Raw genomic sequence first — 13,743 nt, 5'->3', positions numbered from 1 at the left:
TATTATCCAATCGCTCAAAATTAGGGCGCGAATTGTAACGGATGTTTGGCGCTTAGTAAAGTAGCCGATAAAGCTTTAACCCGAGGCCTGCGCTCAGGTAAACTGGAACTATGACTCAGGTAATTCAAGTTGCGCTGCCGGTACCCTTGCTGCGCCTATTCGACTATGACTGCAGCACCTTGCCAGCGCGAGGGGCGCGGGTACGGGTGCCGTTTGGTAAGCGCGTGATGGTCGGAATTTGTATTGGTGCCGCAGAGCAGCCGCAGCCCTACCAGCGCAAAGCCGTGCTCGAGGTGCTTGACGAGCAATCCTTGTGGCCTGAGCACCTGTGGCAGATGCTGACCTTTGCCGCTGATTACTATCAGCATCCACTCGGCGATGTATTGCAACATGCCTTGCCTGCTTTACTGCGCCAAGGTGAAGGCGCCTCTTATCAAGCAACCACCCTCTACCAAGTGACTAACGCCGGAGCCGCACAAGAGTTAGCACCATTGCAGCGCGCTCCACAGCAGCAACGATTGTTGGCTACCCTGCAGCAGCGTGCGTTGTTAGCACGCGATATTCGCATTGAAGAGTTTTCAGCAAGCGCCCTCAAAGCCCTACAAAGCAAAGGTTGGGTTGAGGCTGTAATTCATGTGCCCGCAGCCGATACGCAGTGGGGCTTTAAGATTGCTGCCGAGCCATTGCAGTTAAATCCTGAGCAGGCCCTTGCGGTTGCGGCTATTGCTGCAGCAACGCAGCCGCGGCCTTATTTGCTGGAAGGCATTACCGGCAGTGGTAAAACCGAAGTGTACCTGCAAGCGATGGCGCAAGTGTTGCGAGAGGGCAAACAAGTGCTGATGCTGGTGCCTGAAATTGGGCTGACACCGCAAACCTTACGGCGTTTTCAACAACGTTTTGACGTCCCTGTGGTGATGTTGCACTCAGCGCTGACTGACCGCGAGCGTTTGGATGCTTGGTTAGATGCGCGCGCGGGTAGCGCTGCCATCATCATTGGTACCCGTTCGGCTATTTTCACGCCCTGCGCCAAGTTAGGCATGATCTTGGTCGATGAAGAACATGATAACTCGCTAAAGCAGCAAGACGGCTTTCGCTATCATGCTCGCGATCTTGCCGTGGTGCGCGCTCAATTAGAGCAGGTGCCGGTGATTCTAGGTTCAGCGACTCCCTCGTTCGAAACTCTCAATAATGCCTTACAGGGGCGTTACGGCTATTTACAACTAACCGAGCGAGCTGGCTTGGCTAAACCTGCCAAGCACGTCGTCATCGATATGAAAAATCAGCCACTTAAGGCTGGTTTATCCAAACCTTTGATTAGCCTCATTGAGCAACAACTAGCTGCAGGACAACAGGTACTACTGTTTTTAAATCGGCGCGGTTATGCACCGGCACTGCTTTGTCATGAATGCGGTTGGCTAGCCCAATGTCGCCGCTGTGATGCTTATTACACTGTCCATCAAGGGGATAAACAGCTACATTGCCATCATTGCGGGGCCACGCAACGCCTGCCGCAGCAATGTCACGACTGTGGTTCAACGCAATTAGTAGGCCGCGGGGTTGGTACTGAACAATTGGAACAAACGCTCACTGAGTTGTTCCCAGCGTATCCAGTGCTGCGTATCGACCGTGACAGTACTCGCCACAAAGGTAGTTTAGCGAAGTACTTAGAAGATGCGCGCGCTAATAAGTATCAGATTTTAGTGGGCACCCAAATGCTAGCCAAAGGACATCATTTTCCTGAAGTAACCTTGGTTGCTTTGCTAGATGTTGATGCCGCTTTATACAGTGCCGATTATCGTGCAGCCGAACGCCTAGGCCAACTCTATACCCAGGTAGCAGGTCGGGCCGGGCGGGCTAGTAAACAAGGCTTAGTGGTGCTGCAAACCCATCATCCGGAGCACGAGCTCGTACAAGACTTGGTCAATAATGGCTACGGGCATTTTGCGCGGACGGCGCTGCATGAGCGTCAGCTTACCCAGTTGCCGCCATTTTCCTATCAAGCATTGTTTCGGGCAGAAGCTCAGCATGCGACTGCAGCCGTCGCGGCACTGGAATTTATTGCCAGCTACTTTAACGAGATTGCTGACATCAGTGTGTTAGGGCCATTACCAGCGTTACTGGAACGCCGAGCAGGTCGCCACCGTTTTCAATTATTGCTGCAATTTCAACAGCGTGGGCTTCGTGCGCAAGTGCTGCGTCATGTTTTGCCTCAATTAGAGCAGCGCGCCGAACTGCGCAAAGTGCGCTGGTCGTTAGATGTCGACCCACAAGACTTCACCTAGCGGTTTTTTTTCTGCCCCCAACAGCGTAAAATGCGGCAAGATATTTTTTGCTTTTCACTCTTTGTTTTTAAGGCCATATCAATGAAAGAACAGTTGGAACAAATTCTTGCCACCGCGATTGCTGATTTACAGCAACAGGGCGTGCTACCAGCCGATGTGCAACCACGCATTCTGCTCGACCGCCCCCGCGATAAAAGCCATGGCGATTTTGCCACCAACTTAGCTCTGACCTTGGCCAAGCCGGCGGGAATGAACCCGCGCGCCCTAGCCGAGGCGTTGATAGCAGCCTTACCTAAGGTTGATTGGTTAGCTCAAGCGGATATCGCAGGGCCAGGATTTATCAATTTCACCCTGAGCCAACAGCAGCTGATTGATCAATTGGAGCACGCATTAGCCAGTGCAACTACGGGGATTCAAGCGGCCCCGGCGCCAAAAACCATCGTGATTGATTACTCATCGCCTAACCTCGCCAAAGAAATGCACGTTGGCCATTTGCGTTCAGCTATCATCGGTGACGCTGTGGCGCGGGTACAAGAATTGCTGGGCCACAAGGTGGTACGACAGAATCATGTGGGCGATTGGGGTACCCAGTTCGGGATGCTATTAGCGCACATGGAAGAACTAGGTGATGCTGAGTTAGACATGCAGCTTAGTAATCTGGAGACCTTTTATAAGGCGGCCAAGAAACGTTTTGATGACAGCCCTGAATTTGCTAACCGCGCGCGCGAGCTGGTGGTTGCGCTGCAATCGGGTGAGGCGCGCTGCCGTCAGTTATGGCAACAGTTTATCGATGTGTCGTTAAGCCACTGCCAAGAAGTTTACGACCGTTTAGGCGTAGCGCTTACACGAGCTGATGTGATGGCGGAGAGTGCTTACAATGATGATCTGCCGCAAGTCATCGAAGATTTAAAAGCACAAGGTCTGTTAGTTGAAGACCAAGGTGCACAATGTGTCTTCTTAGACGAATTTAAGAATAAAGATGGTGAAGCTCTACCTGTTATCGTGCAAAAATCGGGTGGCGGTTACTTGTATGCGACGACTGATTTGGCCGCGATACGCTATCGTCAGAATGTGTTGCATGGCGATCATTTGATGTATTTTGTTGACCAGCGCCAAGGCTTGCACTTTCAGCAAATCTTTACCTTAGCTAAAAAAGCCGGCTTTGCCCGGGCTGATTTGCAAATGGACCACTACGGATTCGGTACCGTGATGGGTAAAGATGGGCGCCCGTATAAGAGTCGTGACGGTGGTGTCACCAAGTTAGCAGATTTGCTTGATGAGGCAGAAAAACGCGCGCTAGAACTGGTGCAGCAGAAGAATTCAGGTTTAACTGCCGCGGAACAAGAGCACGTAGCTAAAGTGGTAGGTATCAGCTCAGTAAAATACGCTGATTTATCAAAAAATCGTACCAGCGACTACATTTTTGATTGGGATACCATGCTTAGCTTTGAAGGCAATACTGCGCCTTATCTGCTGTATGCTTACACGCGGGTGGTCAGTATTTTTAACAAAGCCCAGATCAATCCGGCAGAAGTGAGTGGTGAGTTTGTCTTAAATGATGAGCGTGAACTGGAGTTAGCCAACTTATTAGTTCGCTTTAACGAAGTGGTGCAGCAAGTTGCAGATAAGGCCATGCCGCACTTCTTATGTGGTTATCTGTTTGAATTAGCAGGTAAGTTCTCAAGCTTCTATGAAGCTTGTCCGATCTTACAACAAGACGACCAAGCCCTGCGTCAAAGTCGTTTGAAGCTTGCCGCACTAACTGCCAAAACGTTACGCCAAGGGTTGCAGTTATTGGGTATTCATACACTTGAGAAGATGTAAGCATGGATTACGCCAATCGTAAGCGTCCACCCAAGCGGCCACCGGTAAAGAAAAAGCCAGCCGCCAAAAAGGTCTCAGCTCAACGCGCTGTGCCTTGGCGCATTGTGGTGTTAGCTCTGGTACTGGTTGGCTTGTTCGTGTGGGGGTTGGTTACTATTGCCGGTAAACGCCATCAGCAACCAGCGGTCAGTCAGTCACAGCCCGAGCCCGTGCCAGCGACGGTGCCACAATCCATCAATGAACTGCCAGAGTTACCGCAAGAGCGCTGGGAGTATATTGACGAGCTAGAAAACCAAGAAGTGATTGTGGATGTGCCAGAACGTGAGGTGGGCCCACCGAAAGTGATGCAATGCGGTTCGTTTCGGCAATTGGCCGATGCAGAGCGCTTGCGTGCGCAAATTGCGATGGCCGGCTTAGAGTCGCAAGTCCGTACTACCGAAGGTCAAACTGGCACCTGGCATCGAGTGATTCTAGGGCCTTACGCAACAAAACGCGAAGCCGAAGCCGAGCGCCACAAACTAGAACGTGCCCGCATTCACAATTGCATGATTTGGAATTGGGAATAACCTACCTATTGAATTTCACAAATTCGTCCTCATAACTGGTTCATAGCAACCAAGAGGACGAATTGTGACTACTATCGTATCTGTCCGCCGCGGTGACAAAGTTGTCATCGGTGGCGATGGCCAAGTTTCACTTGGCAACACCGTAATGAAAGGCAATGCACGCAAAGTAAGACGGCTATACAACGGTCAAGTATTGGCTGGGTTTGCTGGCGGTACTGCGGATGCTTTCACCCTATTTGAACGTTTTGAAAAGAAACTTGAGGTGCATCAGGGTAACCTCATGCGCGCTGCTGTTGAGCTTGCCAAAGACTGGCGTACCGACCGTGCTCTACGCCGACTCGAGGCGCTATTGGCCGTGGCTGACAAGCATACGTCACTGATCATCACTGGTAATGGTGATGTAGTGCAACCCGAGCATGATCTCATTGCGATTGGTTCAGGCGGGCCGTTTGCCCAGTCAGCAGCCACGGCACTACTCGAAAACACCGATTTAAGCGCACGGGAGATTGTTGAGAAAGCGCTCACTATCGCAGGTGATATCTGTGTCTTTACTAATAGTTTCCAAACCATCGAAGAGCAGGAGTCGGTAGCCAATGTCTGATATGACCCCACGTGAAATTGTTGACGAACTTAACCGTCATATTATTGGCCAAGACAATGCCAAAAAAGCAGTCGCAGTAGCGCTACGTAACAGATGGCGACGGATGCAGTTAAGTGATGAATTGCGCCCTGAAGTGACTCCAAAAAATATTCTGATGATAGGGCCAACAGGGGTGGGCAAAACTGAAATCGCACGGCGGTTAGCTAAGTTAGCCAATGCTCCTTTTATCAAAGTAGAAGCCACTAAATTCACTGAAGTTGGCTATGTTGGTAAAGAAGTGGAGTCTATCATTCGCGATCTTACTGATACAGCAGTGAAGCAAACACGTGAACAAATGATGCAAAAAGTACGCTTCCGAGCTGAAGAAGCCGCTGAAGAACGTATTCTTGATGCCTTATTGCCACCCGCTAAAAAGACCGGTTGGGCTGACGAAGCCGAGCCAGAGCGTGATAGCAGTAATACTCGCCAAGTATTCCGCAAAAAGCTTCGCGAAGGTCAGCTTGATGATAAAGAAATTGAGATTGAGTTAAGCGCGCCGCAAATGGGCGTAGAAATTATGGCGCCACCAGGAATGGAAGAAATGACCTCGCAATTGCAGAGCATGTTCCAAAACCTAGGTAGCGGCAAAGCAAAACCGAAGAAGCTGAAGATCAAAGACGCCTTCAAGCACCTGATTGAAGAAGAAGCGGCGAAAATGCTGAACCCTGAAGAAATCAAGGAACAGGCGCTGCAGTCGGTTGAGCAAAATGGCATTGTGTTCTTAGACGAAGTGGACAAAATCTGTAAGCGCGGTGATGTATCGGGCCCAGATGTAAGTCGCGAAGGCGTACAACGCGATTTGCTACCACTCGTAGAAGGCACCACAGTATCAACCAAGCACGGCATGGTAAAAACCGACCATATCTTGTTCATTGCTTCAGGTGCTTTTCAGATGTCTAAGCCATCAGATCTGATTCCTGAGCTGCAAGGTCGGTTACCTATTCGAGTTGAGCTTAATGCGCTAACCAGTGGTGACTTTGTGCGCATTCTGACCGAGCCGAATGCCTCTTTAACTACCCAGTACAAGGCTTTGATGGCAACCGAAGGGGTAGATATTGAATTTACCGCAGATGGGATTGCGCGGATTGCTGAAACAGCGTTTCATGTGAACGAAACCACGGAAAATATTGGGGCGCGTCGTTTGCACACAGTGCTGGAGCGTTTAATGGAAGAAATATCTTTTAAAGCCAGTGACTTACATGGGCAGAGAATTGAAATTGATGCTGCCTATGTCGAGCAACATGTGGGCCAATTAGCACAAGACGAAGACTTAAGTCGCTTTATTCTGTAAGCGCTTGAGCTAACGCAGTAAAGCCTTGCTTTTGCCTAGGCCGTTTACCCGCTATACTGTGCAAAGTTAACGCATCGGTGCCTACCTGCAAGCCCGCAGGTAGGTTGCCAGCACAGAGAGTAGGGGAATGGCCATGGAATACAATACTTCAGAACTTTGCGATTTATATCCGGACATGATTGATGTGGTCGAGCCCATGTTTATTCATTATGGCGGGCGCATCAGTTTTGGTGGTCAGTTAGTCACCATCAAGTGCTTTGAAGATAAAGGCGTGATTGAAGAAGTCGTACAGCAGCAAGGCACTGGCAAAGTACTTTTGATTGATGGCGGCGGTTCTAATCGACGTGCATTGATTGATATTGCTATCGCTGAATTAGCCTTTGATAACGACTGGGAAGGTATTGTTTGCTATGGCGCAGTGCGCGATGTTGAAGCTCTAGACGAGCTTGATATGGGCATTATGGCAGTCGCATCTATTCCGGTTGGAGCCATCAGTGAAGGCGTTGGTGAAGTCGACACAGCAGTGAACTTTGGTGGGGTAACCTTCTTACCTGAAGACCATCTTTATGCTGATAGTACCGGCGTGATTATTTCTCCAGAACCTCTCGATATCGAATAACCTATGTTGTTTGAAGCCCTACCCGCCGCTACGTGGTTTACCCCTCGTAGCGGTGAAACTCGCTTGGGCCAAGTGCTCACTTGGTTACCACCTGTTGCTGATATCCCTGCTTATAACAAGGCCCTCGCCCATGCTTGGCAGCAAGGCCAAAGAATCGCAATTATTGGCGTGCCTGAAGGTATTGGCCCGCGTGCCAACTTAGGCCGAGGGGGTGCTGAACATGGCTTTCATGCCGCCCTAAAAAGCTGGCTCAATTTACAAGCTAACGCCCACCTAGCAACGGATCAGATACTGATGCTAGGCGCTTTAGCTTGTGATGATTTACAGCAACAAGCGAACCAGCTTGAGGTAACTGAACCGTCACAATTGGCCCAATTAAGGCAGCTGTGTGCCGAGCTTGATAGTCGCCTAAGCGCTGTGTTGACGCCGCTCTTTAGCCAAGGTTTTCGGGTGATTTTAATCGGTGGCGGACACAATAATGCCTATCCGTTATTACAATCATTAGCCACTGCCAAAGCTAGCCCTGTTGCCGCCATCAATTTAGATCCCCATGCTGATTTTCGTGCTTTAGAAGGGCGCCATAGCGGTAATGGTTTTTCTTATGCACATGCGGCTGGGGTGTTACAACATTACCATGTGATGGGGCTACACCTAGCTAAGAACAATGCCGCCAGCCTGCAAGCATTAACTGCTGCTGGGTTTAGCTACAGCAGTATTCAAGCCATTTACCAGCACGGTTGGCAACCGCTGTGGTCAGCGCAACTAGCGCAGCAAGCGCAGGGGCAACTGCCGTTAGGCATAGAAGTGGATATTGATGCGATTCAAGGTGCGCCTGCAAGTGCGATTAATTATTTAGGCGTGAGTGCGGCGCAGGCCTGTCAGTTTGTCGCACAATTGGCGCAGTTACCCCATGCCGCATACCTGCATTTAGCGGAAGCCGCACCCAGCTTACACCCCGCCGGACAGGCGGTGGGAGACATGGTGTGCGGGCAACTACTCAGCGAATTAATGCTGGCTTTTATCGGCGTTGACCTTGATGCCAGCAACCACGCAACTGCTGCAGGCCAAACTGATAGCTAAGTGTGGCTGGGTCGGCACAGTCCCACCAGCATAGATCAGCCCGCATTCCAGCTTTTAATTGACCGCGGTCGTGAAGCCCCAGTGCTTGTGCGGCCGCCACCGTTACTCCACGTAAACACTCTTCTGGGGTTAGCCGAAACAATGTCGCGCCCATCTGCAACATCAATAACAAACTAAAAATAGGCGAAGTGCCTGGGTTGGCATCCGTTGCTAAGGCAATAGGTACCTGGTACTCACGCAACAATGCTAATGGCGGTAATTGTTGTTCCCGCAAAAAGTAATAAGCTCCGGGTAACAACACCGCAACGGTATTACTCGCCGCCATGGCCGCGACGCCAGCCTCGTCGAGATATTCGAGGTGGTCACAAGATAACGCCTGATAACGCGCGGCTAATTGGCTCCCGGCTTGGTTACTGAGTTGCTCTGCATGTAATTTAACCGGCAGATTTAGCGCTTTGGCTGCAGCAAACACGCGCTCAGTTTGAACCGTGGTAAAGCCCACCTTCTCACAAAAAGCATCCACTGCGTCGGCTAATCCCTCGGCTGCTATTTGCGGTAGAATCTGCTCTACAATGAGGTCGATGTATGCATCAGGCTGCTGTTGATATTCAGGTGGTAAGGCATGGGCAGCGAGCAAAGTGGTCACCACCGACACTGGATTGCTGTCGGCTAAGGCTCTAGCCGCTAATAGCTGTTTCCGCTCATGCTCATAGCTGAGGCCATAGCCAGACTTGATCTCGATGGTAGTAACGCCTTCACGCATCAAAGCCTCTAAGCGTGGTTGGCTCAGCGCGATTATTTGCTCAAGGCTTGCCGCTCGAGTGGCGGCAACGGTAGCTGCAATACCGCCGCCTTGAGCAGCGATATCAGCGTAGCTAGCGCCATGCAAACGCTGGGCAAACTCATTAGCGCGCGAGCCTGCCCAAACTAAATGAGTATGGCAGTCAATCAGGCCGGGGGTAACCAAGCCGCCGCCACCGTCAAGCAATTCTACTTGGCTTAGATCAGGGCCTCCTTCGGCATGACTGAGATGCTCACCAGCATACTGAATTCCGCTAGCGTTAAACACAATCAGGCCTTGTTCAATAAGACCGTAGCCATCGCCTTGCATGGTGGCTAAACGGACATTGTGGATGGCTTGCAGGGTGGAAGCTGACATGAATTTTCCCTTTGCTACTTGTATATACAATTAAGCTTGCCTACACTCTAGCACAATTTAATAAATCTTAAAGTGTAGAGGCATGGCAAAGTTCTCGGTTATTAAACAACATCTGTATCAAAAAATAGCCTCTGGAGAGTGGCCTGAAAATCATCCGGTAAGCTCAGAAAATGCCTTAGCACAGCAATTTAACGTGAGTCGCATGACTGCGCGGCGTGCCCTGCAAGAACTGGCGGATGAGGGCTTGGTGTTGCGCAACAAAGGCTCTGGTACCTATGTGGCGCCGCTAAAGTCGCAAACATCCTTTATGGCCATACGCAATATTGCCGATGAAATTGCCAATCGCGGCCACCAGCATCAAGCTATTGTGCACACCCTTAAAGCTCAACCGGCTAGCCCGCAAGTCGCGGAGTTTCTGCAAGTACCGGTAGCCAGCAAAGTCTTTTTCTCGGTCATCACTCATCTAGAAGACGGGGTGCCGGTGCAGGTAGAAGAGCGTTACGTGAACCCTTCCATGGCCACGCACTACCTCAAACAAGATTTTACCAAGCTCACCCCGCATGAATATTTGAGTGCGGAATCACCGCTAACCGAAGCTAGCCACCAAATTGAAGCGGTTAGCCCTAGTGCACAATTGTGTGAATGGTTGCGCTTAAGCAAGCCAGAGCCGTGCCTACGGATTATTCGCCGTACTTGGAGTCATGCCGGTATTGTGACCTACGCCGTGCTAACCCATCCAGGTTCGCGTTTTGTGCTAGGCGGCCATTTAACCTTTAAATCTTAGTAAGCAAAGGAGCTACAATGAGTTTCACCCGATTAGATAGCAGTCGCCAGATTCGTGCAGACCGCGGTAGTCAGCTCACTACAGCAAACTGGCAGATTGAAGCTGCCAAACGGATGCTGATGAATAATCTCGACCCAGAAGTGGCAGAGCATCCACAAGCGCTGGTGGTGTATGGCGGTATTGGCCGCGCCGCGCGCAGCTGGGAAGCCTACGATAAAATCGTTGAAGTTTTAGAACGCTTGCAGCCCCACCAAACTTTATTGGTTCAGTCGGGAAAACCAGTGGGAGTATTCACGACTCATGAAGATGCGCCGCGAGTCCTGATTGCCAACTCAAATTTAGTACCTCAGTGGGCCACTTGGGAGCACTTTAACGAATTAGATCAGCAAGGCTTGATGATGTACGGTCAAATGACCGCAGGGTCTTGGATCTACATCGGCTCGCAAGGCATTGTTCAAGGTACTTACGAAACCTTTGTGGCCGTGGCGCGCCAGCATTTTGGCGGCGAAACTCGTGGCCGTTGGATCCTTACCGGCGGGCTTGGCGGTATGGGTGGAGCGCAGCCGCTGGCGGCAACCATGGCGGGCTACAGTATGCTGGCTGTTGAAGTGGACGAAACTCGAATTGATTTTCGCTTGCGCACGCGCTACCTGGACTACAAAGCGGAAAGCCTAGATCAAGCACTGCAACTGCTAGAGCAAGCACGAGCCAAGGGCGAAGCTATTTCGGTTGGCCTGCTTGGCAATGCCGCCGATGTTTATGCGGAGCTGGTAGCCCGTGGGGTTACTCCCGATGTGGTGACAGACCAAACTTCAGCACACGATCCTTTGCATGGCTATGTCCCACAAGGTTGGAGTTTAGCCGACTATCAGCTACAACAGCAGCAAGCCCCAGCCGCCACCGTAGCTGCCGCGAAACAGTCGATGGCGGTACAAGTACAAGCCATGTTAACGCTGCAACAGCGAGGCGCGGCAACCCTTGATTATGGCAATAATATTCGGCAGATGGCAAAGGATGTGGGGGTAGCCAATGCCTTTGATTTTCCTGGCTTTGTACCAGCTTATATTCGTCCTTTGTTTTGCCAAGGGATAGGGCCATTCCGTTGGGTCGCGTTATCTGGTGACCCTGAAGATATCTATAAAACGGACGCCAAGGTGAAAGAGCTGATCCCAGACGACAAGCACTTACATAACTGGTTAGATATGGCGCGTGAACGTATTGCCTTCCAAGGCTTGCCGGCTCGTATTTGCTGGATTGGCCTAAAAGACCGTGCGCGCATTGCAAAAGCTTTCAATCAGATGGTTAGAACCGGTGAGTTGAAGGCGCCGATAGTAATTGGTCGCGACCACTTAGATTCAGGTTCTGTCGCCAGCCCTAACCGCGAAACCGAAAGCATGCTAGATGGCTCCGATGCAGTGTCAGATTGGCCGTTGTTGAATGCCTTGTTAAATACCGCCGGTGGCGCAACTTGGGTTAGCCTACATCATGGCGGCGGGGTTGGTATGGGTTACTCCCAACATGCCGGCGTGGTGATTGTCGCTGATGGTACTGATGCTGCTGAGCAACGCTTAGGCCGAGTGCTATGGAACGATCCTGGCACTGGCGTGATGCGTCATGCCGATGCTGGCTACGAAATTGCACAAGAGTGCGCCCGTGAGCAAGGTTTAGATTTACCTATGGTGGAGCAGCCCAAATGACAGCAATGACGAAGATGCCAAGTTTTGAATTACAGCCAGGTGCACTGGGCTTAGAGCAACTGCGCGACTGGTGGCAGCAGCCACAGCAATTGAGTTTGACGAGCGCAGCTTATGAAGCAATTGCTAAGTCACAACAAACCGTTGCTGCGGTGCTGGCAGCGGGTAAAGTGGTCTACGGCATTAATACCGGCTTTGGCTTGCTGGCAAACACTCGTATCCCACCCGAAAAATTAGAAGATCTGCAGCGCCGTATTGTGTTATCCCATGCTGCAGGTACTCAAGAGCTGATGAGTGATACCGTTGTCCGCTTGATGTTGTTACTCAAAATCAACTCGCTCAGCCGTGGCTATTCTGGCGTGCGCCAAGAGGTTATTGATGCGTTGGTTGATTTAGTTAACCATCAAGTGTACCCCTGCGTACCCAGCAAAGGCTCAGTAGGTGCGTCGGGTGATTTAGCCCCGCTGGCGCATCTGGTGTTGCCGCTACTAGGTGAAGGCCAAGTTCGCATCAATGGCGAGATCTTCGATGCGGTTACCGGTTTAGCTAAAGTAGGGTTGCAGCCGCTCGGCCGCTTAGCACCCAAAGAGGGCTTAGCGCTACTTAATGGTACCCAAGCGTCCACGGCTTTGGCCTTGCATGGCTTATTCCAAATCGAGCGGGTATTTCATGCAGCTTTGGTCACAGGAGCTATGTCAGTAGAGGCTGCCATGGGCTCACGTTCACCCTTTGATGCACGAATTCATGCGGTGCGTGGTCAACCCGGCCAAATCGCTGTCGCAGCTAGCTTCCGGCAGCTCTTGGGTGATACCTCAGAGATTGGTAGTAACCATGCGGATTGCGAAAAAGTTCAAGATCCTTATTCGTTGCGTTGCCAACCACAGGTGATGGGTGCGGTCTTTGATCAGCTGCAACATGCCAGCGCTATTTTGGTGCGCGAAGCTAATGGTGTAACCGATAACCCGCTGGTATTTTTTGATAATGGCGACATTATTTCAGGAGGCAACTTCCATGCCGAACCAGTGGCAATGGCAGCTGATATCTTAGCGATTGCGGCCAGTGAGATTGGTGCCTTATCGGAACGCCGTAGTGCACTTTTAATCGACCACCATCTAAGTAACTTGCCACCTTTCTTGGTCAATGATGGAGGGGTTAACTCGGGCTTTATGCTGGCGCAGGTGACTGCGGCGGCTCTTGCTTCAGAGAATAAAACCTTAGCGCATCCGGCATCGGTTGATAGCCTACCGACCTCGGCAAACCAAGAAGATCATGTGTCTATGGCTACCTTTGCCGCAAGAAGATTATCAGATATTGCAGCTAACGTGCGTGATATTGTGGCTATTGAGCTGTTAGAAGCGGCTCAAGGGTTAGATTTTAGACGCCCGCTAAAAGCTGCTGATGCAGTAGAACAGGCGCATGCCATGGTAAGGTCAAAGGTGGGTTTTTATGATCAAGATCGTTACTTTTCGCCTGATATCGCTGCTATTTCACAGCTTATCAAGCAAGGTGAGTTATCTTCATTAATAACCACCGGGGCATTACTTGAGGACGCTTAAGCGTCCTCTTCTTCATCTTTAAGCGCTTGGCAGTCAACACACAGAGCAACGTCTGGTTTGGCTGCTAGCCGTGCTGCTGAAATTTCGTCACCGCATTCAATGCAATAGCCATATTCGCCACTACGCATACGTTGCAGTGCAGCTTGCGCGCTTTCAGCGTTACGGCTGTTGGGTTGCTCGTTGACCACGTTTTCTAACTTACTACGGATGCGTAACAACTGCTGGGCGGTTAATGATTCACTCATGTT

At 50.9% G+C, this 13,743-nt stretch carries 12 protein-coding genes; 10 read left to right on the top strand and 2 right to left on the bottom strand.

The window, feature by feature from the left end; all coding sequences use genetic code 11:
• Positions 1-110 precede the first annotated feature (110 nt).
• The 7 genes from priA to AB8S08_RS11730 all read left to right on the top strand — a co-directional run bounded on the left by priA (position 111) and on the right by AB8S08_RS11730 (position 8,302).
• Positions 111-2,282 carry a primosomal protein N' gene (gene priA / locus AB8S08_RS11760; RefSeq protein WP_369742864.1) on the top strand — a complete coding sequence of 724 codons (2,172 nt, stop codon included), beginning with the start codon at positions 111-113 and terminating at the stop codon, positions 2,280-2,282.
• 81 nt (positions 2,283-2,363) lie between these two features.
• Positions 2,364-4,106, top strand: a complete 1,743-nt coding sequence (gene argS / locus AB8S08_RS11755; protein ID WP_369742863.1) for an arginine--tRNA ligase — start codon at positions 2,364-2,366, stop codon at positions 4,104-4,106.
• A gap of 2 nt (positions 4,107-4,108) precedes the next feature.
• Positions 4,109-4,672 (top strand): SPOR domain-containing protein, encoded by a 564-nt coding sequence (locus tag AB8S08_RS11750; protein ID WP_369742862.1) that lies wholly within the window; start codon positions 4,109-4,111, stop codon positions 4,670-4,672.
• 64 nt (positions 4,673-4,736) lie between these two features.
• Positions 4,737-5,273, top strand: coding sequence for an ATP-dependent protease subunit HslV (gene hslV / locus AB8S08_RS11745; RefSeq protein ID WP_110076971.1), 537 nt, complete (start codon positions 4,737-4,739; stop codon positions 5,271-5,273).
• Positions 5,266-6,603, top strand: a complete 1,338-nt coding sequence (hslU, locus tag AB8S08_RS11740) for an HslU--HslV peptidase ATPase subunit (protein WP_110076972.1) — start codon at positions 5,266-5,268, stop codon at positions 6,601-6,603. The genes hslV and hslU overlap by 8 nt, the downstream gene beginning before the upstream one ends.
• A 133-nt stretch (positions 6,604-6,736) precedes the next feature.
• Positions 6,737-7,222: a ribonuclease E activity regulator RraA gene (gene rraA / locus AB8S08_RS11735; protein ID WP_313932939.1), complete on the top strand. Its 486-nt coding sequence runs from the start codon at positions 6,737-6,739 to the stop codon at positions 7,220-7,222.
• Positions 7,223-7,225: 3 nt separating this feature from the next.
• Positions 7,226-8,302: a formimidoylglutamase gene (locus tag AB8S08_RS11730; RefSeq protein WP_369742861.1), complete on the top strand. Its 1,077-nt coding sequence runs from the start codon at positions 7,226-7,228 to the stop codon at positions 8,300-8,302.
• On the opposite strand, the gene hutI is transcribed toward AB8S08_RS11730, so the two are convergent.
• On the bottom strand, positions 8,241-9,446 hold the full coding sequence (gene hutI, locus AB8S08_RS11725; protein WP_369744204.1) for an imidazolonepropionase: 1,206 nt from the start codon (positions 9,444-9,446) through the stop codon (positions 8,241-8,243). The genes AB8S08_RS11730 and hutI overlap by 62 nt on opposite strands.
• Before the next feature lie 97 nt (positions 9,447-9,543).
• On the opposite strand from hutI, the gene hutC reads away from it, so the two are divergent.
• From hutC to hutH, 3 genes are read left to right on the top strand one after another with little or no spacing between them, the layout of a single operon-like run.
• Positions 9,544-10,245, top strand: a complete 702-nt coding sequence (hutC, locus tag AB8S08_RS11720) for a histidine utilization repressor (protein WP_153826262.1) — start codon at positions 9,544-9,546, stop codon at positions 10,243-10,245.
• Positions 10,246-10,262: 17 nt separating this feature from the next.
• A complete protein-coding gene (hutU, locus tag AB8S08_RS11715) occupies positions 10,263-11,942 on the top strand; it encodes a urocanate hydratase (RefSeq protein ID WP_369742860.1) in 1,680 nt (559 codons plus the stop codon).
• 14 nt (positions 11,943-11,956) lie between these two features.
• The gene (hutH, locus tag AB8S08_RS11710) at positions 11,957-13,495 is read left to right on the top strand and encodes a histidine ammonia-lyase (protein ID WP_369744203.1); all 1,539 of its coding nucleotides are present in this window, start codon (positions 11,957-11,959) and stop codon (positions 13,493-13,495) included.
• On the opposite strand, the gene AB8S08_RS11705 is transcribed toward hutH, so the two are convergent.
• On the bottom strand, positions 13,492-13,740 hold the full coding sequence (locus AB8S08_RS11705; protein WP_369742859.1) for a TraR/DksA family transcriptional regulator: 249 nt from the start codon (positions 13,738-13,740) through the stop codon (positions 13,492-13,494). The two genes, hutH and AB8S08_RS11705, sit on opposite strands and share 4 nt — an antisense overlap.
• Positions 13,741-13,743 lie beyond the last annotated feature (3 nt).

Source organism: Pseudidiomarina sp. PP-1MA (assembly GCF_041200125.1).
GTDB classification, from domain to species: Bacteria; Pseudomonadota; Gammaproteobacteria; order Enterobacterales; family Alteromonadaceae; genus Pseudidiomarina; species Pseudidiomarina fusca.
This window is presented reverse-complemented; position numbering and strand designations above follow the sequence as displayed.

Excerpts from the sequence above, each read along its gene's own strand:
- priA (WP_369742864.1), top strand. The coding sequence starts at position 111 with ATGACTCAGGTAATTCAAGTTGCGCTGCCGGTACCCTTGCTGCGCCTA.
- argS (WP_369742863.1), top strand. The coding sequence starts at position 2,364 with ATGAAAGAACAGTTGGAACAAATTCTTGCCACCGCGATTGCTGATTTA.
- AB8S08_RS11750 (WP_369742862.1), top strand. The coding sequence starts at position 4,109 with ATGGATTACGCCAATCGTAAGCGTCCACCCAAGCGGCCACCGGTAAAG.
- hslU (WP_110076972.1), top strand. The coding sequence starts at position 5,266 with ATGTCTGATATGACCCCACGTGAAATTGTTGACGAACTTAACCGTCAT.
- rraA (WP_313932939.1), top strand. The coding sequence starts at position 6,737 with ATGGAATACAATACTTCAGAACTTTGCGATTTATATCCGGACATGATT.
- AB8S08_RS11730 (WP_369742861.1), top strand. The coding sequence starts at position 7,226 with ATGTTGTTTGAAGCCCTACCCGCCGCTACGTGGTTTACCCCTCGTAGC.
- hutC (WP_153826262.1), top strand. The coding sequence starts at position 9,544 with ATGGCAAAGTTCTCGGTTATTAAACAACATCTGTATCAAAAAATAGCC.
- hutU (WP_369742860.1), top strand. The coding sequence starts at position 10,263 with ATGAGTTTCACCCGATTAGATAGCAGTCGCCAGATTCGTGCAGACCGC.
- hutH (WP_369744203.1), top strand. The coding sequence starts at position 11,957 with ATGCCAAGTTTTGAATTACAGCCAGGTGCACTGGGCTTAGAGCAACTG.
- AB8S08_RS11705 (WP_369742859.1), bottom strand. The coding sequence starts at position 13,740 with ATGAGTGAATCATTAACCGCCCAGCAGTTGTTACGCATCCGTAGTAAG.